We start from the raw sequence: 23,748 nt of genomic DNA on the forward strand, positions 1-23,748 counted from the left end.
CAACAGCTTTGCGCGACCGCGCGTCACGCACGATGAGTGCCCGCGAATACACTCATCGCGCGTAACGCGGCAGGCTACGGTTCCGACCAGGGCCCGTCCAGAGAGTGATAGGGCTATGTCCCGAGTTCAGTAGCCAATACGCTTTTCGACGTTCCGGAATCGCCCCATCGAGCGGTAGCGATGGAACCATGCATTGGTACGAAGTTCGCACAGGCGCGGCGAATGTTCGGCAAGCGCAAGGTCGAGCCAATGAAACATCTCGTCCGGCTGGTCGAGCCTCGCATAAATTTCCGCAAACAGAAACGGCGACGTATAGCGCCTTTGACGTCTCGCCGTCAGATCCCGCAAGTACCATTGAAGGACTTTTTGATAGCCGCCGGACTCCCAGATCGTGCGAATAGTCTCTGCGCGAGCGAATTCGCCGCACCGTGTTAGCGCATCAATGGTCGCGTCGACTGCCTCCTCGTATTGACCCTGCTCTTCATAGGCGGTCGCCAGCAGCTGATAGACGAGCGGGGAGCGATTGCCACGCCCGGCGTGCAGGCACTCCCGAATCACTTCGTCGTATTTGCCTGCCTGTACCAGCCCGAATACGCGTGATCCTTCGAACCCGAGCGGGTCGACCTTTTCGGCACGCTCGAACTGTGCTCGGCCTTCCGCTTCTCGCCCAAGAACCAGCAGGAGCCGTGCATACAGGCGGCTCGTTTCTGCGTGACTTGGGTTCAGCCGCAAAGCTTCGAGGAACTCCTCTTCTGCCCGGCGCCAGTCCCAGTCATAGAAATAGTGCACGCCGGCTAGCGCCTGGTGAGCCTCGGGAAGATTGGCGTCCAGTTCCAGTGCTTGCAGCGCCGCCTGCCGCGCTAGCGGGTGGCCTTCCGACGGTGCACAGACTCCGTGCGTCGCCGTGGCACCTAAAACGTTCGACATCCCCACATATCCGAGCGCGTAGGTCGGGTCCCGTTCGATCGCGCGCTCGAAGTAGCCGCGCGCGCGCACGAAGTCCTCGTCGCTCAGCGCGTGATGCGCGGCAAACCCCGCATCGAAGTGCACGCGGCGGGTCCAGTAGTAACGGCCGCGCAGATACGCATCGTGCGCCGCCGGATCGACCGGCAAACGTCTCGTCAGCATGTGCCGCTGCTGTTCCGCGAGCGCGGGCGATACCTCCCGGGCGAGCGCCGTGCTCACCTCTTTCTGGATTTCCAACGCGCCACTCGTCATCGGCTCATACGCGCGGCTCCAGATCTGCACCTGATCGAAGCAACGGATCAGTTGCGCCAGAATGCGAATCCTCACGCCGTCGCGCTTGAGCGCGCCTTCCAGGACATAGTCGATCGACAACTCGCGAGCGATCTCCGCGATACTCATGCTGACCCGTCGGCAGTGGGCGGCGGTTGTTCTCGAAATGACAAGGATGCGCTCCGGATCGAGCATGCCGATACTGGCGGAGGTTTCGTCGGCCAGCGCGTCGCAGAAGCTGTTCTGGCCGGAATCGCCGGTCTGGTTTTCGAACGGCAGAACCAGTATCCGCACGGCTTCCCGTGGGGCGGGCACCGATTCCTCAGGCATGGGCCGTACGTTGTTCAGACGATAGCCTTTGCCCTTCACTGTGATGATGTGCTGCGGATTGACCGGATCGTCGTGAAGCGCGACGCGGATTTTCCGGATTGCCGTATTGATGCAGTTGTCCGTTTCCCGATACGCGTTCGCGCCCCACAGTGCTCTCACGATATCCGCACGCGTGACGAGTTGCCCGTTGCGGGAGGCCATCAGGATCAGCAACTCCATCGGCAGACGCTCGAGGCTGACTTTTTCGCCCGCGCGGCGCAATTCGTAGCGCTGAATGTTCAGCTCGACATCCGCAATCCGGACGGATTCTGGCGTGTTCATCTGCGCTCCTGCCATCGCGTGTGCCTGTTCACAGCGACGACGCCGGCGGGTCGTCGCTCGCGCTTCATTCCGAACGAAGCCACGAATGCAAGCGCCGAGCACGACACAATGACGAGCGCGGGCGCGGGCATCCAGTGCAGGCCGGAAACGAGGAAATTCGCCGCAAGCGGCGCCAGTCCCAGCGGCGCGGACAGTCCGAGATTCATGGCCGTGGCAACGCCGCTGAAGCGGACGTCGATGGGGAACATTTCCGCAATCGCGCACGCGAAGGTTCCGTTGGCGAACGAGCTGACGACGCCGGCCATCAGAAACAGCGCAGGCAGGCTCGCATAATGACGGGCGGCCGCGATGAAGAAGAAGGGCGCGAAAAGCGCGGACAAGACGGTTCCCGACCTGAAAACGTAACGGCGCGGCAACAGGTCGCCAACGTGCGCCGTCACGAGAATGCAGGCCGCCACGACGATCAGGTACCACGTCTGGGCACTCGCGATCTGTTGCGTGTCGTATTGAAGCCTTTGCAGATAACTCGGCGTGAATCCGATAAAGATGCCACCCGACGCGCCCGCCAGCAGAGACGCGGCAGCGCCTGTCGCCAGGGGCGCGAAATGGTTGCGAAACAGGACGGCAAGAGGCTCGCGATGCCGGGCGCCGATGGCCTGCGCGTACTCGTCGGTCTCCGCAAGCGTCCGCCGCAAAGCAAAGCTCAACAGGCCGACCATGCCACCCAGCAGGAAGCCGATCCGCCATCCGAACGCGTTGACCTGCCCGGGTGTGAGCACCCATTGCATGGCAAGATTAATGCTCGTCGCCAGAAGCAACGCGAGGTTGACCGCGACGAACACGATGCCGCACAACAGCCCCGGCCTGCCGCGCGCGGTTTCGACGGCGTAGACGACTGCGCCTGGCAGTTCGCCGCCCAGGCAGAGGCCCTGGACGAGCCGCAGCACGAGAAGAAGAGCCGGGGCGGCCGCACCCCATGCCGCGTATGAAGGAAGTATTCCGATGAGAAGCGTCGAAACGGAGGCGATCATCGCCGACGACACGAAGACGAGGCGCCGGCCGTGCGTGTCGCCGAACCGCCCGAGGAGGATGCCGCCGACCGGTCTGGCAAGGTAGCCAATGGCCAGCACCGTGAACGACAACGTCTCCGCCGGCACGCCAGTTCCTGTTGGAAAGAACTCGCTGCCGATGCTTCGTGCAAAGAATCCGAAGATGACGAAATCGAATACTTCGAGCGCTCCTCCCGTGCTGGCGACCAGAATGGTCCAGCGTTGGTGCGCTGTCATCGACTCTTTTCGGATTAGGGGCGAATCGTCGAGCATGGAAATCCCTGATATCGCCAGGCATAACTACCGTTTTAAGCGGACGCCGCGCCGGAGGGGCGTGTTCAACCACCACCGTGTCAATCCGACTTCGATGACGGTGCATGATCGTTCTGGCTTAAATATGATGGACGACAATTCGCTTGCACGAAAGGTCTTTAGATTCGCCTTGTGGTGCTTGATCGACGGATCGACGTGCGCCTCACTCGGGACTCGGCGCGAGGTTCGCGATGGCGAGTGGTACGGGGAGCTGCTGGAGATTACGTTCCCCGGTCTCACGGCTGGAGGTTCTGGTTAGGCACCTCGCGTTCGACTGCTTACTTCATCCGTTGCCACACAACTTTCGATGCGCCATATCCGAAGCTCCCGGGCGTGACGTAGGTCAGCCGGTCGCCATCGAGCGTGAATGGGCGCCGTTGAACATCGCCGTCCCAGTTCGGAAAGGTACTTTTCTGAATGTGGAAAACGATCACTTGTCCGGCCGGATCGACGGTATAGGTGCCAAAATGCGCGAAGTTGCCTTGGACGATGCGTTCGTTCTCTTCGGCGGTACCCGATATCCGGTTACCCGATGCGAACTTCGGCAAGTCTGCGCGAACTCCCATCAGAACATAGCGGCCGTCGCTGCCGAAGATAAGTTGGCCGTACGGATGCGGACCGAGCACTTCGACTTCGCTGCCACTTCTCGAGACGGTCAATGAAACCAAAGACCACGAACCCACCACGCCAGGCGCCGCCTGAGCAAAAGTCTTTGAGCAGGCGAGACATAATGCAAGGGCCACCAGCGTGGCGGCGCGCAGCGTTTGGAAAATGGGCTTCATGGCGTTCTCCGACACACGTGAGGGCAGAACCATTCCCTTCGATTCTCGGCGTGCGATGCTGGGTTCGTCTTCGATCATCGGAAGACAAGCTAGTAGGATAGCTTTCCCGGCCGCGACTTCCAATGAACATTGGAATGAACGGTACGATGCTTCCGGAAGCGACCGCGGCGAACTCGTTGCTAACCGCGATACCGGTGTACTGGTATCGGGCGTTGAAGAGTTCTGGAAGTGGACCCCTTGAATGCCGTACATTCTTTCGATGCTGGGCGGCATGCGCGCGGGCTTCGTGGCCCGCGCGCGATTGGAACTAGCCCTGCAGAACCTTCAGCAGTTCCCTCGCAGCCGGTCCAGATGAGGCCGGGTTCTGGCCAGTGACCAACTGCCCGTCGACGACGGTGAGAACGGCCCAGTCGTCCACCTTTTCGAAGTGGCCACCCAGACGCTTGAGTTCGTCCTCGACGAGGAAGGGCATGACCGCGGTCAACTGTACGGCGTCTTCCTCACTATTGGTAAAGCTGGTGACGCGCTTTCCCTTCACGAGTGGCTCTCCTTTGTAGGTCGCCTTTCGCAGAACACAAGGGCCATGACAGACTGCGGCGACCGGCTTGCCGGCGTTGTAGAAATCCTCGATCAAGGCAATCGAGTGCTTGTCATTGGTCAGATCCCACATCGGGCCATGGCCACCCGCATAGAAGATCGTGTCGTAGTCATCCGCCTTGACGTCGGCGAGCTTGACGCTATTGGCCAACACCTTCTGGGTTTCTGGGTCCTTCTTGAAGCGCTGCATGGTGTCGGTCTGATTGTCTGGATCGTCGCTCTTGGGATCGATCGGTGGCTGGCCACCCTTGGGCGAGGTCACGGTAACCTCTGCACCGGCGTCCGTGAATGCGTAGTAGGGAGCGGTGAATTCTTCGAGCCAGAAGCCGGTCGGCTTGCCGGTATCTCCAAGCACGTTGTGCGAAGTCAAAACCAACAGGATTTTCATTGCAGTCTCCGTTCATTGAGGCAGTGTCTAAAAGCGGCTTCGCCGCAGGGAGTGCTTGAGGGGGCTCGCTCCAACGCATGCGATGAACGCTTGTATTTTGGTCCGGCTCCCGAGCCGCGCCATCACACGATGGTATCGCCTGACCATGCCATGGTATGCGCAGCGCTGCGCCGTTCGACCTGGCGGCACCGTGCTGCAATGCCGCCTACGCTGCTGTCTTCGTGCCGGCATCAATACAAAAGATTGTGTCGTCTCGTGTTGTGTTTTCACGTTGCGTTTTCACATATCGTGTTTTTACGGACCTGAAGTAGTGAACGGGGAACCGGTAGTCGACGTCTCTCAGGAGCCAGCCATGAGCACCATTTCAATGCGGAGCGAACCAGCGGTTGAGAGCCTGGACGCCGGCGCGTTCGACACTCGGTCATGTTCGGCAAGAACATAACCGCGGCCGCGCCCGGCTCAGCGCAGGCGCTTCACCTGGTCGTGTCCGACATCGTGGCCGTGCGCAACGAACTGTTCCGCCGTGGCATCGAGATCAGCGAGCCATTCCACGACACGGGCGGCGTGTTCCACCATGCCGACGCAAAATGCGTGGTTAGCGGCTTGAATCCGCAACGACAAAGTTATGCCTCGTACGCTTCGTTCAACGATCCGGACGGCAACGGTTGGCTATTGCAGGAGGTTACGGTGCGATTGTCCGGCGACATCGAAGTGGGCGACACCCGTTTCACCGATGATGTTATAAAGGCGATTCATGCTGCGACAGCGGGATAGCAATCGCGGCGGTAGCACGGAGAATGCAACGACGATTCGACCATGCGCCGACGCTGCGTATCGCGGTCAATACGCGCTCAGCAGATCATCGTGCGCATCTTCACATCACCTCAGGAGCGAACGTTATGACGACTTATATCGTCTTCACGAAGGAAAGCACGCAGGATCAGGGTGAACTCGACATCTATCAAAGCAAGGTGGGCGAGACCTTCAAGGGTCATCCCGTCACGATACTCGCTGCCTACGGACCTCAGCAGGTTCTTGAGGGCGATGCGCCAGAGGGCGTGGTGATCGTTCAGTTTCCGTCAACAGCAGCCGCGCGTGCGTGGTACGACAGCCCGGCGTATCAGGAGGTCGCACAGCACCGCTTCAAGGGCGCGCGTTACCGCGCGGTTCTCGTCGAAGGCGTGTGAGGAAAGGCGGCAACGATCGGGCGCGAGGGTGCTACGACGCAGACCGCGCTGCGTCGCGAATGTCGTCAGCGACGCTCTGTATTTTGATTGGATTCGATTTGCTGCCGCAGCCGTTCCTCGCCCTCCTGAAGCTCGGGCGTGAACGCCTCGCCAAAATCCGCGGCCTCGAAGAACGGGCGAATTTCGATTTCCGAGTCGCTTGCCATCGGGTTCGGGCAGCGGCGTACCCATTCGATCGCTTCGTCCATTGATTGCACTTGCCAGATCCAGTAGCCCGCGATCAGTTCCTTGGTTTCGGCAAACGGACCGTCGACGACGGTTCGGTCCTTGCCAGAAAATCTCACGCGCGCGCCGTTCGAGCTCGGTTTCAGTCCGTCGCCGCCGAGCATGATGCCGGCTTTGACCAGTTCCTCGTTATATCGACCCATCGCCTCGATAAGTTCCGTGCCGGGCATTTGACCGGCTTCGGATTCGGCGGTCGCCTTGACCATGACCATGACGCGCATTGGGATTCTCCTGTCCAAAGTTGAGGCTCAGATTATGTGGGAAGACATTCGGTGCCTTCAACATCACGACGAACGAATGCGCGCGAAATCGACAGGCAAATGTCTCGACGCACCGAAAAAGCGGTTGAATGTCCGGCGGGTCGGCTAGTCACAACCGACTTCTGTGCCGGAATGCTGAAGGTCCGTTGCCGGTAGAAAGCCGATTGGCGCCGAGGGTTTTCTGTTTCAGCGGAGATCGGGCGGTACGCCTCCTCAGCGCTCAACCACCTTGAACACCCGATTCTTGTCGAGCGTGGCTGGATCGAGCGCCTTCTCGCCGCCTTCCGCGGGCAGCGCGGGGCTGGCGTCTTCCAATGCGCGCCCGGTATAGCGGCCCCGGGGCCGAATGACCTTGCCCACCCGGAGCTGCTCGATGCAATGTGCGAGCAAACCCACGCTTCGGGCCGTCGCGAACAGCGCGAACGACGCATCGCGAGGCAACGCCAACTGCGCCGCCAATGCGGCAAGCGCAATGTCGATATTCGGCTTGAAGCCGGTCAGTTCAACCACCTTGTTGATGAACGACGTGAGTTCTTGAGGCGGATTGAGCACTTCAAGCAGTGCAGCCGCCCGCGCATCGCCGTCCGGATAGAGATGATGCCCGAACCCCGGAATGGGCGTGGCCGACTGCAAATGATGGACGACGACGTGCTCCGCCCCGAGTCTTCCAACGTCGTCGAACACGGCCCTCACGCGGCCTGACGTATCGCCATGCAGCGGGCCGGAGAGCGTTGCGAGCCCCGTGAGCAGGCATCCCGGCAGGGATGCGCCGGTGGAGGCGGTAATTCTGGCGGCAAACGCCGAACTCGTCGTCTCGTGGTCGGCCACGAGGACCATGGCGCGGCGGATGAGTTCGGCGCCGTCGCGGCCCTGGCCCCAACCGAGTGCGAGCCGTTCATGCGTCGGTTGTGCATTCGCATCGCGGCGCGCGCCAAACGCTTGCGCGATCAGGGCCACGAGCCGGCCAGCCTCGACATGCAGTGCGCTGTCAGTGCGTCCGAGCGTCGAATGCCCGCAGGCCGCCAGCGCCGCCAGCGATGTGAACGCACATTGCCGGCCTCGCTCGTCGCCCTGTAGCGGCAGGTCACCGGGTTCGAAGGCGACCGGCCCACGCGCATTCCAGAGAATGGCCGCCACGTCTTCGAGCGTCGCCGTGTCCGACAGCCGGATGCTATCCCGCCCCCGGTAATACGGCCGACCTTTTGAGAAGGTGGTGATGCCGCTGTAGATGCAGGGCTCCGCACCGAATATGGTCCCGGCGGCGAGCGCCTCGCGCTTGCGTCCAACCTGTTTTTTACGGCACAGGCCGGCCACGTCTTCCGCTCGATAAAGGCTCTTGCGCGGGTCATGCGGATCCGGCATGACGGCGATGTTGCCTCGACTGACGTACGCATAGATAGTCTGCGCTTGCACTCCGAGTTGTCGAGCCGCTTCAGTCAGAGTGATCCAGTTTCGCATGGGATGGCAGGCAAGGTGATGCAGCGGAACGGGCAGCAGAGCCGTTACGATGCGGATCGCGCCGTGCATGCAAGCGCATCCGATCGAGCGTCAATATTGACGTTTTTTCAGGTAAAAGTCATCTCGGCCGGTCGCCGCTCCAGGATCTCGACGAGAACGTCCCCCGGCGATCGCACGAAGCAGGCTCTGACGCCGGCGCGGACCTGCTTGATCGGCTCGACGATTTCCGCGTCGCAATGCAACAGATGTTCGAACGCGGCATCGAGATCGTCCACGACCACGCCGAAATGATCGATGCCCTGTCTACGCTCGCCGTCAGGACGGCCGACTTGCGCGCCCGCCAGCGCTGTAATGAAGAGGTTGATGCTGCCGATGCGCAAATCCACTCGCCCCGGACGACGCACGATCTCGGCGTTCAGACAGCGCGCAAACCATGCGGCGGTGGCTTCGGCGTCGGCCGAGCACAGTTGCAGATGATCCCACTTGAATTCAATCATACGATTTCACCGGATAGTCAGAGGCGTCACAGTTCGATGCGGGAAAGCTTCCCCAGCAGCACGGAGTAAGAGAGCGCGCCGAGCAGGCATATCGCGCCCATCAGGTTGAGAGCCCAGTAGAAGTGGCCGGTGTGGTGGGTGATATAGCCGATCATGAGCGGCGTCGTAACGGCCGCAATGTTGGCCGCGAGGCTGGTGATGCTGCTGGTCAGTCCCACGTACTGGCGAGGCGCGATTTCGGAAACGGCGGCCCACGACATCGACCCGACACCCTGCGCGAAGAACGCGATAGTCAGGATGGCGATCACTGACTCGTTCGACTCGACAAAATTGACGAGCACGATCGATGCTCCCAGCAGCGTGCCGATAATGAGCGGCGTCTTGCGCGCCGTGGAAATCGACACCCCGCGTCGGATGAAAAAGTCCGAGAGGGAGCCCGCAAGGAGAATGCCGGCCGTCGCGCCGATAAAAGGGAGTGCCTGGAAGATCCCGACCTTGATCATCGACATGTGACGCGCTTCGATCAGATAGGTCATGAACCACGTGGTGAAGAAGACAAGCAGCGTGTTGTTGCAGAACTTGCCGATGCAGATGGCGAGAATCTGCCGGTAACTGAGCAGTTTGAGCGCCATATGCCAATCGAACTTCTCGCGGGGCTTGCGCGCAGCCGTAGAGCCGTCGTTGATATAGTGCAGTTCGGCGGCATTCACCCCCGCGTGCTGATGCGGATCGCGATAAACCCGGTACCAGAGAAGACTGAACAGAATGCCGACGCCGCCCGTAACGTAGAAGACCATACGCCAGCCATACGCGGCGGAAATCCATAGCAACAAGCCGGTGAACAACGGCGTGCCGATGTATTGCCCCATCACATAGACGCTGGTCGCGAAGCCGCGCTCGCGGGCGGGAAACCACAACGTCACGGCGCGCGCGTTCGAAGGGAAAGCCGGCGCCTCCAGGGCGCCGATGGCGAGCCGCGAGCCGAGCAGCATGTGATAGCCGGTCGCGAGACCTTGCGTCAGCGTGGCGAACGACCAGCCGAGGAGCGACAGCGCATAAGCGACGCGCGAGCCGAGAATGTCGGTCAGCACGCCGCCGGGCACCAGCCCGATGGAGTAGGCCAGGCCGAATGCCGCAAACAACTCGCCCATCTGCATCTTGTCCAGCGCCAGGCCTTTCGACAGGCCCGGCGCGACGATGCCAAGCGCCGACCTGTCCACGTAGTTGAGGATGGTTGCCGCGAGCAACATCGAGAGCACGACGTATCGCACCCTGGAGCGCTTCGTGGTATCCGCGTAAGCCGGGTTTCGCGCCGACAATGTTTGTTCCTCTACGACTTTCATCGGTGTCTCCAGTACATTGGCCGGTTGTTCTTTTTATATTGGGCGTGAAGGCGATTTATCCGCGGCCGACGAACGGCATGGCGCTCGCCATGATGGTCATGTTGAGCACATTGGCTTCGAGCGGAAGACTGGCCATATGCACGACGGCATTCGCGACGTGCGACACATCCATTCTTGCTTCAGGCGCCATGCGTCCGTCCGCTTGCAGTACGCCGCGGTTCATGCGTTCCGTGAGCGATGTGGCCGCATTGCCGATATCGATCTGGCCGCAGGCGATGTTGAATGCACGTCCGTCCAGCGCGATCGATCGGGTGATGCCGGTGACGGCATGTTTTGTTGCCGTATAGGCAATGGTATGCGGCCTCGGCGAGTGAGCGGAGATCGATCCGTTGTTGATGATTCGTCCGCCTTGAGGAGACTGCGCTTTCATTAAGCGATAAGCGGCCCGAGCGCACAGAAAGACGCCGGTCAGATTGGTGGCCACGACATCGTTCCAGAAATCGGCATCGTAGTCTTCCAGCGGGACAGCCCCCGCGTTGCGGCCAGCGTTGTTGAAGAGCACGTCGAGCCGGCCGAATGTCTCGGCAATGTGCGAAAACGCGTGCTCGACCGATGCCGCGTCGGCAACGTCGGCCTGGAATACCTGCGCTTCTCCACCGGCCATGCCGATTGTCTCCTTCGTTTCCAGCAGTGGCTCCGCTCTGCGCCCGATCAGCGCAACGGCGAATCCCGCGTTGGCGAGCGCCACGGCGGCGGCGCGGCCGATGCCGGAGCCGGCGCCGGTCACAGCTGCAAATTTCTTCGATGCAGGCATTTCACTTCCTCTCGACAGTTCAGTTGAACACGGGAAGGAGAGTTGCATTCGCCTATCCGTCGAGCAATCTTGATTCATTGAATCAACATCTGAGCGCCTTGCCGATGGGGCGCGCACCAGGGTTTTCCTGATGCGCGCGTTGCCGGCGGTGCGCGGGTCCAGGCATGGCAGAAAACGAATCGCAACGTGCAAGGTGCGCCGGGACGAATAAAGGGGTGAATCGTTTTCGATAAGTTGATTCATCCAATCAACATTGACGGTCCCGTCTGCGGTTTCGTAGTCTCTCGACGTCTGTCCACCCAAGGAAAAACCATGCCGGAAAATAACCGCACCAGGCTGTTGATTGCGCGAAAGGTACCCACAGCCGTGGCGATTCGCGCAGAGGCCGAATTCCATGCCTTCGTGACCGAGTCCGACATGGACGCATGGTCCGTCGTCGACTTTTGCAGGAAGCACGAAACGCCGGCCGTACTGATCGGGAAGAAGTCCGGTTTGCAGGCGGAGCACATTGCCGCGCTGCCCTCGACAGTCAAGATCATTGCGAACGCGAGCGCGGGCTTCGATCACATGGACGTGGCGGCCGCCCGCGAGCGGGGAATCGTCGTCACGAACGCACCCGATGCGTTGACCGAATGCACGGCCGATTTTTCCCTGCTGCTCGTGCTGGCGGCCTGCCGCCGCGCGTCGGAATATGAACGAATCATGCGCAACGGCTGGGGCAAATCATTCGGGATGACCGAGATGCTGGGTACGCGAGTCAATGGCAAGACGCTCGGCATCGTCGGATTCGGGCGTATCGGCCGCGCGGTCGCGAAGCGTGCGCAGGGTTTCAGCATGCGCGTGATCTATACGGACATCAACCGTGCGGCTGCGTCGCTGGAAAATGGCGCGACGTTTTACAGCAGCCTCGACGAAATGTTGCCGCACTGCCAGGTGCTGACGCTGCACGTACCGGGCGGAGGCGTCCCGCTGATGACGAAAAAAGAATTTGGGCTCCTGCCGACGGGCGCGGTTTTTGTCAACGCGGCGCGTGGCGCACTGGTGGACGAAGACGCGCTGTATGAAGCGCTGACGTCGGGGCATCTGTTCGGCGCAGGTCTGGACGTGTACCGGAACGAGCCCAATGTCGATAAGCGGTTTGCAGGACTCGATAACGTGTTCCTGACGCCTCACATGGCCAGCGCCACGATCGAGACCCGCGACCAGATGGGTTTTACGGCGCTGGACAATGTTGCCGCTGTGCTGGATGAGCGGCCTGCCTTGAATCCGGTCTGACGTTCGCTTTCTCAGATCGGAGCTTGCAATGTGCGAGCGGCAGGCGAGTGTTTCAACCATGCGCCGCAATGACCGGCTTTCGAAATAAACCATAAGCATGGTTAGCAGCCAGCTCATGCTTTGTTAGATGCGCTTACGCCCATCGCAATAGAACGCGGTGGGCGTAAGCCCTAGAGCGACAGGCTAGCCGTCCGCCTGGCACGGCTTACCTGTTGGTGTTATTTAGTGTTCGCTCGGCCTGATGGCAGGGTCGCCTTCCACCACGTCATGGGTCGCTGCCCAGTACGGCTGGCGGTTGTAGTAGCTGTACGTCGACTCTCCCCACTTCGCGTCTGCCATCGTCGGCCAGTGGTCCTTGTCGAAACCCGGGTCGTCCTTGAGGCGCTGAGCGGCAATGTCGACGAAGAAGCATTTCTCGTCTGTATCGAGTGTCAATGCACTCCACGGGATGGCATGCAGGGTGGAACCCATTCCGAGGAACCCTCCCTCAGAAAGTACCGCGTAGGCGATACGTCCGTTCCTGACGTCCAGCATGATGTCCGAAATTTTCCCCACGTGTTCGCCATCAGAGGACATGACCTTGTTCCCGTCGAGCGTTGCCGCGGCCATGATGTGCGGCCCCGGTCCTTCGCCCATACCACCGCCCACGATTTCAGCTCCGCGTTGGGTGTCACCTTGCGGGTTGATTGAGCCCATGATTTACCTCCTTCAAAAAAGGTAATCCAGTAGTGCGCAAGCGGTGTTCCTGCGTTGTTTGCCGCAGGCCTGCGTCCCTTGCTTTCAGGATGATCTGAACCTGTCCCTCAAGGCACGGGTTCGAAACTGGCTTGTCGCTCGCACCGCGGCGGGCACGAAGGTCGGACGGCTCGGTGACTGAAATAGGCGACGAGCTTTGGGACGGGAGTTTCGAAAGCGAAAAGAAGGACGATGCCATTGCAGGCATCGTCCAGATGAGCGGCTTGATTGCAGGCGCTGCTCCCTCCGTCGCCGAAAAGTTGTGACTCGAATCTCGGTCGCCGGGTGATAACAACTGAAGCGCCGGAACAGTCGACCATGTTCGGCGGCGCTCAGAAAGATATGGGGTTTAAGTCTTTGAGTCGACCCAGATACGCCCCCAGACGGTGGCGTAGCTTATCGCCTGTTCGTGGTCGTAGAACAGGTCTAGCGAGGCGAACGCTTGCGGCGGCCGTCCTGGCTGTTCGATAACGAGGTCGGCGGAATGCAAGCCATCGCCGGTCGGCGTCGTACTTGCGCGGAGACCATACCCGCGATGAAAGCTGATTCGGGTGGCCGGTGTGTTCGGCAGGATTTGCATTTGATTTTTTTGGGGTGGCGACACCCCGCTCTCTCAGTGGCGCGATTGTCCCGTCAATATGTGAAGGTTCGATGACGAGCATTCGATTGCCGCTGGAAGCAATTTGTACGACAAAACGCCGGTCGATGTGCGGCCGAGCCGCTACGTAGGGCAGCCGAGCTTCGTGGCTAGGTCGTTCATATCCGCAGCTACGAAATCCCAACTCTGTTCGGCATGCAGGTCGCTTTGTTGGCCGGGTCCGTGTTCGACGGGGCGCACGACGAACGCCGTCTTCAAGCCACATCGACGTGCCGCTGCGAGGTCGCCGTTATGGGCTGCAACCATGCAAACCTCCGCGGGGTCCAGACCGAGGATTTCGACGGTGTCGACGTAGGCTTGTGGCGACGGCTTGTATGCCCGAACGACTTCCGCTCCGAGAATTGCGTCCCACGGAAGCGCGGCCCGTTTCGCCATATCCATCATCAGCCGGATGTTTCCGTTCGAGAGCGGGGCAATCATGAAGCGGCGCTTGAGTCTCAGCAGTCCCTCGACGGAATCAGGCCAAGGGTCGAGGCGGTGCCAGGCGTGATTCAGTTCATCGAGTTCTTCCGTGGAGATTGAACCGCCGTCGACGCCATAGTCGGCCATGACCTTGACGAGGTTTTCCCTGTGCAAGACGTCAAGCCGGACAAACGGCCGCCGCCCGCTCCGTATCTCCTCCATTGCGGGTGCATATTGGCGTCGCCACGCGTCTGCGAACTCAAATGAGTCGATCGGGACAGCATGGCGGCTGAGAAACTGACCCACATCGCGAGCGACACCGCTTCTCCAATCGACAACCGTCCCGAAGACGTCGAACAGGAGAGCCTTGATTTCCGAGCTATTCGGCATGTGATGGACCTTTTAAGTGGTGCGGAGAAACAAGTCTAACCGGACATGTCCCTGAACCCGACGCGCATAGGCATCCCGTTTTCTGGAGTAAGCTGACTGTATTAAAGGCGCGGCATGCCGCGCCGTGTTAGACCGTGGAGCACGTTATGAAAACGCTGGATGCAACGTCGCGCACGGGCCGCGCCGTTGCGTTGGTGGTCCTGTCCGCCGCTTTGTCCGGTTGCTACTACTACGTGCCCTATGGCTATGTTCCGTACGGCGGTGTGCCGGCGGCGGCCGCGCCGCAGCAATATGCTTTCTCGACGCCCGACACTGCCGCAACCGGTGCAGTTGTGTCAGATTCGACTATGTCGACGAACACCTATATCGCACCAGCCGTGCCCGTCTTCGTTGCACCTGCGTATTATCCGGTCGCGTATCCGTACTACGGCTGGCCCGCGTGGTGGGGACCCTCGGTGTCACTGAGTTTCGGCTATTGGGGCGGGTGCTGTTATGGAGGTGGCCGATACGGCTACTGGGGTCGCCACGGCTACTGGGGGCACGGATATCCAGGCGGTTGGGGCGGTCATGGCGGCTGGGGTGGCCACGGATACCCAGGGCGCGGTATGGGCGGCGGCCACTACTGGGGCGGTGGCGGAGGCTACGGGCGTTCGCATTGAACGCCAGGAGCGATGCACGTTGTCAGCTCAAAACGCCCGAACTGTCGCCAGGCGCGTGCCGGCGAACGGGTCTCGACTCCAGTCAATCGCAGGACGTTGACGGCTAGCCGATGTCGACGGTTTGTCGACCGCAAAGTGCGCCAGTGATTGCCCAGCGCTCGTGGCTTGCTTTAGCCACTGCGGCATATCGCCTTTGCCATCCCAGGTGTCGCCAAAAGCACTGCGGTATCGCGCCGACTTTTGACGCGCCCTGTCTTCGGCAATTGCCGCCTTGAGGTCACCCACCTTGATCCCAACCTTGGTCATCTTGCGGCGCAGGTATGCAATCATGCTTAGGCGTTTTTGCTCGTCCATGTCGGTTTCCCCTTCGAAGTTCCAGCCTCGTAGCGGTCTCGTGTCGTCTTGCCTTGCCGACGCGTCCCGCCACAGACAAGTCGGATGTGGCAAGTATCGTGTCGAGGAAAGCTGGCGTCGATGTGCAATTTCTGAAAACACTGTTGCAGGCAGAGTGGCAAAACTTTCGCGACCCTTGTGACAGATCACATCTCAACTCGCCGCGAAAAAACCGCTTCCGCGTTGTGTGGAGGCACCGGGTTTAAACATTCGCTTTCGTTTCGACTTTCTGCGCCCTATAACGTATTTGCAGGGGCGACTATTACGTGTCGATGGGTCCATGAAATCCATTGACATTGCCTGTTCGCACGCCATCTCGCGTCCATTGACCTTCGCTTGGCGCACTGCGCTTCGCTTCTTTCCAATTGCCTGAAACTTTGGCCTCGGGCGATTGGCCCGCGGATTCGAAGACGGCTTCGCATCCGCACATCCTGTATGGATTTCAATCGCGCGACACGCGAATAACGAATCACACGGATGGAAAACTTAACCTAGCTTAAGGAGCCGACATGAAATTACGATTGATGGTTGCTTCTGCTTTCGGATTGTTTGTCATGGTCGGGTTTGCGTATGCGCAAAGCACGCCCGATGCTGCACAACCCGCCCCACAGCAGAGCGCCGCGACTCAGGCTGATTCTTCGCCCAGTACGGGGATGGAGGCCTACGGCGGCACGCCTGATACCCGAATGCAAAGCGGCGCGAGACATGCCAGGCCGTGCAGGGTGGACCCGCAATGCAACGTTTTTTTCGGGGGCAGCTAAAACCAACTGACGGCGCGCGAGTCGACAGCCGACGGTCCTGTTTGCTCGCGTCAAGAAGGGGGCCGGCACCCCTGGTCGGGGGCCGGGTCCCCTTTCATCCTTTGCGGTCCGCGCGCGTCCTGGTATGGGAGGTCTTTGGATAGGCGAAGCGTCCGCCGGCTTCAGGAGCGAGCGGAAAGGGCTTTGCAACCCGAGTTTGGGTGCTCGGGGATCTTCATCTGAAGGTATTAGCCACCAGCTGCACGCGTCAGGACGTCGACCGTGGTTTGGGCCAAGGCCAACCTTTCTTCTCTTCGCGCGCATCCACTTCCGCGGCCGGCACGACCTTAACCGGTGCCTCGACCGGCCCCACCTCATTGGCGACATCGTGCGACGGTTCAGCCAGAGCGTCCTTTCCATGATTCGAAAGTCCGACGCCGAACCATTTCACTTTCTTCTGGACGTAGCCGATATACGCATTCCAGCCGTCGGGGTTACCGTCAAAAAGGTTCTGCTGAACGGTTGACGCGAGTCCGTCCCGGTTGAGCTCCGCCTCAAGCAACTCACTTGGCCACAAGAAAAATGAGCGGGCGACGCGTGTATTGAATTCGGCCACCGTCATTGTTGGCGCCAAGGCCCTAAGGAACGCGAAGTCCTGCAATGAAGCATGTTTCTGCGCAAGATGCGCCACCGAGGCGCCCGGTTCGTTCGCGTCGTTTAAACAGCTCAAAGCGGCGAGAATGTCGCCCAGGTGAAGCAGCAGTTCTCGTCGATCAAATCGATCGTCCATCGCAGAGTGTCCGGTCATTTCGTCCTTGCTTGAAGTGCGCTGTCTCGCGGTCCTGTTCTGAAGCAACCCTACACAGCGTTAGTCGCTTCTCAATGCATCCGGTTCAGCAAAAAGAAATGCGAACCGAGGTTCGCATTGGTAGACGCAAAAAGTCTAAGTAAGACGAGGAGTCTTACTGAACGGCGGACACGCTCGACACGAATTGCTTGGCAGCCTTGTTGGCCGATTCATAGGTCGCATTCGCGGCCGAGAGAACCGAGTTCCACGCGGCAACAGCGGATTCGCTTCCTGCCGGTGTGTTCTTCTGAAGGCTCTCGATGAAACCTTGTGCGTCCCGTTGGAACTGCTGGCCCTGCGCTGTCGCTACGGCGGAGATTTCGCTCTGAACGCCGGACACGATTTCATGAACCTGGCGGCCGTACGCGACTACCTTTTCCGCCACAGGCTGGGACAGGCTTGCTTGCAGCGCGAACAGCGCGCCCGGGTTGCCGGCTGAGAGGGCTTTGGCGACGATTTCCTGGTTTTCGGCGAGAACCGCTTTGCCAACCTGCAAATTCAACGCGACCAGCTTTTCGAAACCTTCAAATGCCTTGTTCGTCAGGCCAAAAAGCGTTTCCAGGCTGGACTGCTGGGCGGCAACCAATTGTTGGGGAATAAGAGTGCTCATCACTGCTCCGTAAGGGTAAGGCGGCAAGAGTGCGAGGGGCTCTGAGTGAAAACAAAACCGCGCGCCAAGTGGGTCAACGTAAATTGCTGCGCTGCAACAAAAACCCATTGTACGGGGGAATATTGGGATGTCAATCAGTTTCGCCGTGTGGTGATGGATTCTTTGCAACTGCAAGGCCGGCGCTGCCGTGTCAACGTAGCAGGGACAGGAAGCGACTATCGCTGGGATTCTTGCTCACTCAGCGTTTTCACGTTCTCGACTAGCGTCATTCTGAAAATCTCGACGAGCGGGCGCAAATATCCTGTGCCATGCGGCCCGTAGCGGCGTGCGGTAGGTGAACCAGGGCACCTCTCGCAACACGACGCCCGCCGGGGCCTGATGACGAAGGCTCCGTTGAATCATCGCGGCCCCAAGACCGGCCGCCACCAGCCTTAATGCCGTCAAAGGCTCCGTTGCCTTCATTGAGATCGCCGGCGTAAAGCCGGCTCGCGCGCAGGCCGCGACAAAGGTGTCGTGGTTGAGCACATTCTAGTTATGCTGCACGCTGGCTAAACTACGGTTTCCAGGCAGTGGTGTGACAGGCGCTGAATGAGCTAAGCCGCACTAACGCGGCGACCCGGAGGATCCTCTGGCCATGAAAGGAAAGGAGAGAACTCATGCCGAGCCTTGAGCAAGTACGACCAGTTATGCTTATCGACTCTGTCTGGCGCATGGTGCTTCGCCTCGGATTCCAGTTCGCTCGCGCCTGGTGGTATGTTCGACGGCCTCGCCATGAGGGCGCGCTAGTAGCAATCTACGTCGGGCGGGCGCTGTTGCTGGTGAAATCATCGTACCGGGCCGAGTGGAATTTTCCCGGTGGTAGTGTCCGGCCCGGTGAGGCGCCTGATGCAGCAGCGCGGCGCGAAATGGAGGAGGAGATTGGTCTGTCGTCTGGCACATTAGTCCCCGCGGGCAGCGCCTGCGGCATTTGGGACGGGCGAAGAGACCGGGTGCACTTCTTTGAACTGCACCTTGATTGCATACCCGAGCTGCGGCTTGATAATCGTGAGATTGTCGCCACGCATCTGGCATCGCCGGAGGAACTGCACGGCATCGCGCTGACAAAGGCGGTCGCTGCGTATCTCGGCAGAGATGTCTGCTGTTAGGTGGCCCTGTTCCTTTCGGGACATCTCGACGGCTCTTGGTGGCGGGCAAGCAGCCGACCGGTCACCGCCCGCCTGATCTTGTCCTCGGCCGCTTGCTCCGTGACATGCGCATCGAGGACCAACAGCGTCAATGGCGTGCACGGCTCCGCCTCGCAGCGCGGCCCCTGCCGGCGCATATGGTCGCCCCCATGGTGAATCTACGTGTCCGGTCCCGGTGGCACGCTGCCGAAGACTACCCGTAACGCGACACGCAGCCGACGCAGCCCAGTCGTGCATGACTACTTTGCGTGGGTTGTGTGATCTTCGAACGCGGCGACGATGCCGGCAATCATTGCCGTGATGCGCGCGGTATGCCGAAGGTCTTGATGCGTGACGAGCCAGACTTCGTAGACCGCCCCACGCGCGGGTTCCGGCCATATCTGCACGAGGCCGTCGTGTTCAGCCAGATGTATCGGAAGCTCGCCGATACCGATGCCGGCCTTAACCGCGGTACGCAGCATGAGACTGGAATTGAAGGTCGATACGATGCGTCCCGCGTGTATCGGTTCGCCAGCAAGAGTCGCTGATCGATTACCGGTCCAGCTTCCCTGATAGACGACAAGATCATGGCCCGCGAATGCTGCGCCAGCGGCGGGCTTGCCATGTTGCTCGAGATAAGCATTCGACGCAAAGAGCGCCATGGGCCAGCGAGCCAGGCGCCGCGCGACAAGGTCGGGATTGTCCGGCCTGACGGACCGGACCGCGATATCCGCTTCACGCTTTGCCAGACTCAGCATGCGCGTCGACGTGTCCAGCAGGACGCGCACGTGGGGATGCGCAGCATGCAGGCGTTCGATAGCGGGAAGCAGGAATTCGAGCGCAATCGAGTCGGTGCTGGTGATTCTTACGTCCCCCGCAAGCCGTGTATCCGCGCCCTGAATTCGTCTGACGAGTTCGTGGGCGGAGTGTTCCATTTTCTCCGCTGATCTCAGCGCGACCTCGCCTGCGGCGGTCAACGCGTAACCCTCAGAGGTGCGCAGGAAAAGCGTTGCACGCAGGGCGTGCTCCAGTGCCGCAATCCGTCTGCCGACCGTCGCCTGATCGAGATTGAGCGTTCTGGCCGCGCCACGGAGCGTTTTTTCGCGCTCCACCGCTAGAAACACTCGCGCGTCGTCCCAGTTCACTGTGCGGCCCTCCTGATGCAAATTTGCATCTCACGGCGTGAATATTGCTGCATATATTCATCAGTGTCGATGCCTATACTGAATGCAAGAGTTCCTCGTGCAATGATCCGCCCGGATCAATCGAGCCTCATCTATTGAAGGAGTGGTATCCATGTCTACTTCGACTTATCGTGTGCCGACGTCCATGACGGCGATTGAGATCAAACAGCCCGGCGGTCCTGAGGTCCTGGTGCCGGCTACGCGTCCGGTGCCGATGCCGGCCGCCGATCAGCTTCTGATCCGCATCCACGCGGCTGCCGTGAATGGCCCAGACGTTTTCCAGCGCAAAGGGCTGTATGATCCGCCCCCCGGCGCGTCGGACATTCCAGGGCTGGAAGTGGCGGGTCAAGTGGTTGCCGTGGGCTCCGATGTGTCCCAATTCCGCGTCGGCGAACTGGTGTGTGCATTGATTCCCGGCGGTGGCTACGCAGAATATGCCGTCGCGCACGCCTGCAACACGATGCATATCCCCAAAGGTCTGACGTTGGTGGAAGCGGGCGCCATGCCCGAAACGTTCATGACGGTATGGCTGAACCTGTTCCAGCGCGGCAAGCTGATTGCCGGTGAATCGGTGTTGATCCATGGCGGCGCGTCGGGTATCGGTACTACGGCGACCATGCTGGCGAAGGCATTCGGCGCTGCGAAAATCATCACGACAGTTGGCTCCCAGGCGCATCGGGAGGCCAGCCAGGCGCTAGGCGCAGACCTCGCGATAAATTACCGCGAGGAAGATTTCGTCGCCGAAACGAAGCGGTTTACCGATGGAAGAGGCGCCGACGTGATCCTCGACATCATTGCCGGCGACTACGTGGCTAGAAACTATGATGCCGCAGCCATGGACGGACGGATCCTCCAGGTCGGCGTGATCAAGGGGCCGGCGAAGGATCTCAACGTCGTGCCGATGTTGACGAAACGTCTGACGCATATGGGCTCGACACTGCGATCACGCACATCGGCGGACAAGGCGACCATCATCAATGAACTCGAGCGGCAGGTCTGGCCGCACATCGAGAGCGGCAAGATCAAGCCGGTTGTCTATAAGACCTTTGCGCTGGCCGACGCTCGCGGCGCTCACGAGTTGATCGATTCCGGCACACACTTTGGAAAGATTGTCCTTACGACAGGTGCGGATCTCATTGGCTGAAGTTCGGCTTGCAGCCGAAGTGGAGCTTGCAAGCCTCTTGCCGGTTTCGTGATGGACGTCGGGAAAGGCGTTACTTCTGAAGGTCGTGGACGGTCTCAAGATTAGCTCGACGATCGGCCGAAGTCGGTTCGAAATCGGACGGGCGCGGAGCGCGCCTGAATGACTCGGACGGATCGAACTGAGCCGTTCAAAGCTACTTTGCCTGTTCCCTTTGACGGAGATAGTTCAGGAAGACGAAGTGACAGATGAAAAGCCTGTCACAAGGGATAAAGCATAAGCGGATTTTGTGTTCCACCTTATGCTTTATTCATCACCTCACACACCGAAACCCCGCATACACATGCTGATAATGCGGCTGAAACCAATTCCGAAAAGCCGGCCGCAGCATGCACTGCGCGGTGCGTGCCGAACCGCCTTTGATCACGTAGTGCTGGCCATCGAAAAAGTTGGCTGAATAGCCCAGATAAAACGGAAAAGCTTCGAAGCCGGGCAGCGCATCGAACACCGTCGAGGTCCACTCCCAGCCGTTGCCGAATTGACCTTCCACGCCGAACGCGCTGACGTTGTCCGGATACTCATCGACCGGCTGCGGATCCCAGCTGCGAAAATCGAAATTGCCCGACGCGGCGTGCGGCGCACCGTGTGCCGCACGTTGCCATTGCGCCTCAGTGGGTAACGCTTTGCCTGACCAGCGTGCGTAGGCGCTGGCTTCGGCGTGGCTCACATACGCGGGCCAGTCGGGCGGCAGCGGGACTTCGTCGAACATGGTGCGCAGCGTCCATGCGCTATCCTGGCTGCCTGCATCGTGCCGCGACCAGCACGCGGGATGCTCGATGTGCTCGGCTTCCTTCCACGCCCAATCCTTCGCCGACCACCACTTCGGTTCGCGATAGCCGCCTGCCTCGATGAACTCGCGGAATGCGCCGTTCGTCACCATATGGCGGTCGATTTCGAAGGCGGGCACCTCGACCTGCATTTCGCCGAACTCGTTGTCCCAACCGAAGCGACCGCCGTCGCGCGGCATGCCGAGCACGGTCGTGCCGGCCGGTATGCCGACCATCGACGACAACGCGTCCCGCGGTTCCGCACGCGTCACAACAGGCTCGCGCAATTCGGTGGCCTTCTGCGCAAGCGGTAACTGATGGAGCATGTACGCCAGCGTTTCAGCATGCATCAACCGATGCTCGATGGCGACGTTCAGCAATTGCTCGGAGGCGTCGGCTTGCGCACCGTTGCGGCCGAGTTGCGCGGTGTGCGTCGCCGCATCGAGCTCACGGTCGATCTGCTCGCGCGCACGCGAGCCGTAGCTGTGAACGACGTCGAGCGACGGCCAGTCACTGGGTTGATCGGTCGGAAAACCGCCGTCGACAGGATCGATGCCGAAGGCAAAAAGCTGGTCGAGTTGCGGATCGAACGCCGGCAGATCGCACAGGCGTTGATCGAACAGATTACGATCGAAAGCTTCCAGATGGCCGATGTAAAACACGATCCGGTGGCGTTCGCGGATCGGCCGTTCATACAGAAACTCAGGTTTGACGATGGAAAACAGTGCGTCAGTCACTTGACGCGCTTCGATCAGCCGCTGCACGAGCGGGTGATGCGGGGCGGGGTCGCGATTCATTTCGCCGGGTCTCCTTGCGGGGGACGGACTAAAGACTGTACCCGCTCGCAGGAGCCATGCCAAGACGAAAGCGCGTGAAAAAGAGCGTGCGCGGGGGACGCGGCGGCGTGGGCCGTGCTCCCGCCAACGGGCTAGACTTGCCGCAGGCCGTCCAGATCGACGATCCGGATGTGCTTGCCCTGTGTGTCGATCAGGCCGCGCTTTTGAAATCTTGACAGGGTGCGGCTCACGGTTTCGAGCGTCATGCCGAGGTAACTGCCCATGTCCTCGCGTGTCATGCGCAGATTAAATTCCGCCGACGAATAACCCCGCCGCGCGTTGCGCTCGGAGACGTCGAGCAGAAATGCCGCGACCCGTTCGTCCGCCGAGAGCGAACCGAGCACCATCATCTGCGCGGCTTCACGGACGATCTGCTCACCCAGCAGTTTGTGCATGCGTTCCTGCATCGAACTGATTTCGCGGCACAGCGACTTGAGCGCGGTATAGGGGACGATGCAAACCGTGCTGTCTTCGAGGGCGAACGCGCTGCAGGCGTGCACGTCGTCGCTGATGCCGTCGAGGCCGAGCGCTTCACCCGCGAGCCGCAACCCGGTGACCTGTTCGCGGCCATCGCGGTGCGCCATGACGGTTTTCATCGAACCGGAGCGTACGGCGTAGATATTGTCGAAGCGGTCGCCGCTGCGATACAGCGCTTCGCCGCGTTGAACGGTGCGCGCGGAACAGATGAGCGTTTCGAGTTTCGTGAGTTCGTCGGGCGACAAACCTTGGGGCATGCAGAGCTGCCGCATCGCGCAACTCGAACAGCGAGCGGCGGAGCGCGCGCTTGCCCGTGACGGCGCCGCGCGGCGGCTGCCGCGCATCGGCGACGAACTTGTGGCAGAGGCTGCGGAATCGGCAGTGCCGGCGAAGTGCGTAACAGCAATAGGAGTGAGCATGTTCTGCAGCCAGTGGTGAGGGTATTGGCAGATTGTCCCATCGGCCACGTTGCCCGCTTCGCGTCAAAATGACGCGTTCGGGCAGTCGGGCGTGTTGAGCAATGTCACACCGGCGTTGATGAATTTGTTTATG

At 60.4% G+C, this 23,748-nt stretch carries 25 protein-coding genes and 1 pseudogene; 7 read left to right on the top strand and 19 right to left on the bottom strand.

Annotated elements, in window-relative coordinates:
* Positions 1-126 precede the first annotated feature (126 nt).
* The 4 genes from HF916_RS14350 to HF916_RS14365 form a co-directional block, all read right to left on the bottom strand.
* The gene (locus HF916_RS14350) at positions 127-1,887 is read right to left on the bottom strand and encodes a winged helix-turn-helix domain-containing protein (RefSeq protein ID WP_168789598.1); all 1,761 of its coding nucleotides are present in this window, start codon (positions 1,885-1,887) and stop codon (positions 127-129) included.
* On the bottom strand, positions 1,884-3,173 hold the full coding sequence (locus HF916_RS14355) for an MFS transporter (protein ID WP_240975545.1): 1,290 nt from the start codon (positions 3,171-3,173) through the stop codon (positions 1,884-1,886). Before HF916_RS14355 ends, HF916_RS14350 begins: the two co-directional genes overlap by 4 nt.
* A 353-nt stretch (positions 3,174-3,526) precedes the next feature.
* On the bottom strand, positions 3,527-4,108 hold the full coding sequence (locus tag HF916_RS14360; protein ID WP_240975547.1) for a lipocalin-like domain-containing protein: 582 nt from the start codon (positions 4,106-4,108) through the stop codon (positions 3,527-3,529).
* Positions 4,109-4,337: 229 nt separating this feature from the next.
* Positions 4,338-5,015 carry a type 1 glutamine amidotransferase domain-containing protein gene (locus HF916_RS14365; protein WP_168789600.1) on the bottom strand — a complete coding sequence of 226 codons (678 nt, stop codon included), beginning with the start codon at positions 5,013-5,015 and terminating at the stop codon, positions 4,338-4,340.
* Positions 5,016-5,438: 423 nt separating this feature from the next.
* Between HF916_RS14365 and HF916_RS14370 the strand changes: the two genes are divergently transcribed.
* Both HF916_RS14370 and HF916_RS14375 read left to right on the top strand, forming a co-directional pair.
* Positions 5,439-5,789, top strand: a complete 351-nt coding sequence (locus tag HF916_RS14370) for a hypothetical protein (protein ID WP_240975548.1) — start codon at positions 5,439-5,441, stop codon at positions 5,787-5,789.
* Between the two features lie 125 nt (positions 5,790-5,914).
* Positions 5,915-6,202 (top strand): DUF1330 domain-containing protein, encoded by a 288-nt coding sequence (locus HF916_RS14375; RefSeq protein WP_168789601.1) that lies wholly within the window; start codon positions 5,915-5,917, stop codon positions 6,200-6,202.
* A gap of 65 nt (positions 6,203-6,267) precedes the next feature.
* Here the strand turns inward: HF916_RS14375 and HF916_RS14380 are convergent, their stop codons facing one another.
* The 5 genes from HF916_RS14380 to HF916_RS14400 form a co-directional block, all read right to left on the bottom strand.
* Positions 6,268-6,708, bottom strand: a complete 441-nt coding sequence (locus tag HF916_RS14380; protein WP_168789602.1) for a YciI family protein — start codon at positions 6,706-6,708, stop codon at positions 6,268-6,270.
* A 252-nt stretch (positions 6,709-6,960) separates the two neighbouring features.
* A complete protein-coding gene (locus tag HF916_RS14385) occupies positions 6,961-8,205 on the bottom strand; it encodes a citrate synthase (RefSeq protein ID WP_168792004.1) in 1,245 nt (414 codons plus the stop codon).
* A 107-nt stretch (positions 8,206-8,312) separates the two neighbouring features.
* Positions 8,313-8,702, bottom strand: coding sequence for a VOC family protein (locus HF916_RS14390; protein WP_168789603.1), 390 nt, complete (start codon positions 8,700-8,702; stop codon positions 8,313-8,315).
* A 26-nt stretch (positions 8,703-8,728) separates the two neighbouring features.
* Positions 8,729-10,045 carry an MFS transporter gene (locus HF916_RS14395; RefSeq protein WP_168789604.1) on the bottom strand — a complete coding sequence of 439 codons (1,317 nt, stop codon included), beginning with the start codon at positions 10,043-10,045 and terminating at the stop codon, positions 8,729-8,731.
* Positions 10,046-10,100: 55 nt separating this feature from the next.
* Positions 10,101-10,859, bottom strand: coding sequence for an SDR family oxidoreductase (locus tag HF916_RS14400; RefSeq protein ID WP_168792005.1), 759 nt, complete (start codon positions 10,857-10,859; stop codon positions 10,101-10,103).
* Positions 10,860-11,171: 312 nt separating this feature from the next.
* On the opposite strand from HF916_RS14400, the gene HF916_RS14405 reads away from it, so the two are divergent.
* A complete protein-coding gene (locus tag HF916_RS14405) occupies positions 11,172-12,134 on the top strand; it encodes a 2-hydroxyacid dehydrogenase (protein WP_168789605.1) in 963 nt (320 codons plus the stop codon).
* 222 nt (positions 12,135-12,356) lie between these two features.
* Here HF916_RS14405 and HF916_RS14410 read toward each other — a convergent pair whose 3' ends face one another.
* Positions 12,357-12,830 (bottom strand): PRC-barrel domain-containing protein, encoded by a 474-nt coding sequence (locus HF916_RS14410; RefSeq protein ID WP_168789606.1) that lies wholly within the window; start codon positions 12,828-12,830, stop codon positions 12,357-12,359.
* Between the two features lie 173 nt (positions 12,831-13,003).
* Between HF916_RS14410 and HF916_RS51485 the strand changes: the two genes are divergently transcribed.
* Positions 13,004-13,135 (top strand): hypothetical protein, encoded by a 132-nt coding sequence (locus HF916_RS51485; RefSeq protein WP_277352284.1) that lies wholly within the window; start codon positions 13,004-13,006, stop codon positions 13,133-13,135.
* 83 nt (positions 13,136-13,218) lie between these two features.
* On the opposite strand, the gene HF916_RS14415 is transcribed toward HF916_RS51485, so the two are convergent.
* Complete coding sequence (locus HF916_RS14415; RefSeq protein ID WP_168789607.1) at positions 13,219-13,449, bottom strand: hypothetical protein; 231 nt, start codon at positions 13,447-13,449, stop codon at positions 13,219-13,221.
* 141 nt (positions 13,450-13,590) lie between these two features.
* Positions 13,591-14,319 (bottom strand): haloacid dehalogenase type II, encoded by a 729-nt coding sequence (locus HF916_RS14420; protein WP_168789608.1) that lies wholly within the window; start codon positions 14,317-14,319, stop codon positions 13,591-13,593.
* A 146-nt stretch (positions 14,320-14,465) separates the two neighbouring features.
* Here HF916_RS14420 and HF916_RS14425 point away from each other — a divergent pair, with 146 nt between their 5' ends.
* On the top strand, positions 14,466-14,978 hold the full coding sequence (locus tag HF916_RS14425) for a hypothetical protein (protein WP_168789609.1): 513 nt from the start codon (positions 14,466-14,468) through the stop codon (positions 14,976-14,978).
* Between the two features lie 27 nt (positions 14,979-15,005).
* Here the strand turns inward: HF916_RS14425 and HF916_RS14430 are convergent, their stop codons facing one another.
* The 4 genes and pseudogenes from HF916_RS14430 to HF916_RS14445 form a co-directional block, all read right to left on the bottom strand.
* Positions 15,006-15,332, bottom strand: a complete 327-nt coding sequence (locus HF916_RS14430; RefSeq protein ID WP_168789610.1) for an H-NS family nucleoid-associated regulatory protein — start codon at positions 15,330-15,332, stop codon at positions 15,006-15,008.
* Between the two features lie 1,047 nt (positions 15,333-16,379).
* A complete protein-coding gene (locus HF916_RS14435) occupies positions 16,380-16,901 on the bottom strand; it encodes a hypothetical protein (protein ID WP_168789611.1) in 522 nt (173 codons plus the stop codon).
* 172 nt (positions 16,902-17,073) lie between these two features.
* Positions 17,074-17,595, bottom strand: a complete 522-nt coding sequence (locus HF916_RS14440; protein ID WP_240975549.1) for a phasin family protein — start codon at positions 17,593-17,595, stop codon at positions 17,074-17,076.
* A gap of 188 nt (positions 17,596-17,783) precedes the next feature.
* Positions 17,784-18,090, bottom strand: a pseudogene (locus tag HF916_RS14445) (LysR substrate-binding domain-containing protein); the annotation flags it as partial.
* 134 nt (positions 18,091-18,224) lie between these two features.
* On the opposite strand from HF916_RS14445, the gene HF916_RS14450 reads away from it, so the two are divergent.
* The gene (locus tag HF916_RS14450; RefSeq protein ID WP_168789612.1) at positions 18,225-18,713 is read left to right on the top strand and encodes an NUDIX domain-containing protein; all 489 of its coding nucleotides are present in this window, start codon (positions 18,225-18,227) and stop codon (positions 18,711-18,713) included.
* 278 nt (positions 18,714-18,991) lie between these two features.
* On the opposite strand, the gene HF916_RS14455 is transcribed toward HF916_RS14450, so the two are convergent.
* A complete protein-coding gene (locus tag HF916_RS14455; RefSeq protein ID WP_168789613.1) occupies positions 18,992-19,876 on the bottom strand; it encodes a LysR family transcriptional regulator in 885 nt (294 codons plus the stop codon).
* A gap of 151 nt (positions 19,877-20,027) precedes the next feature.
* On the opposite strand from HF916_RS14455, the gene HF916_RS14460 reads away from it, so the two are divergent.
* Positions 20,028-21,059, top strand: coding sequence for an NAD(P)H-quinone oxidoreductase (locus HF916_RS14460; protein ID WP_168789614.1), 1,032 nt, complete (start codon positions 20,028-20,030; stop codon positions 21,057-21,059).
* A 310-nt stretch (positions 21,060-21,369) separates the two neighbouring features.
* Here the strand turns inward: HF916_RS14460 and HF916_RS14465 are convergent, their stop codons facing one another.
* Complete coding sequence (locus HF916_RS14465) at positions 21,370-22,680, bottom strand: SUMF1/EgtB/PvdO family nonheme iron enzyme (protein WP_168789615.1); 1,311 nt, start codon at positions 22,678-22,680, stop codon at positions 21,370-21,372.
* 131 nt (positions 22,681-22,811) lie between these two features.
* Positions 22,812-23,615 carry a fumarate/nitrate reduction transcriptional regulator Fnr gene (gene fnr / locus HF916_RS14470; protein ID WP_431311423.1) on the bottom strand — a complete coding sequence of 268 codons (804 nt, stop codon included), beginning with the start codon at positions 23,613-23,615 and terminating at the stop codon, positions 22,812-22,814.
* Positions 23,616-23,748 lie beyond the last annotated feature (133 nt).

Origin of the sequence: Paraburkholderia aromaticivorans, assembly GCF_012689525.1 — a bacterium.
GTDB lineage: Bacteria > Pseudomonadota > Gammaproteobacteria > Burkholderiales > Burkholderiaceae > Paraburkholderia > Paraburkholderia aromaticivorans_A.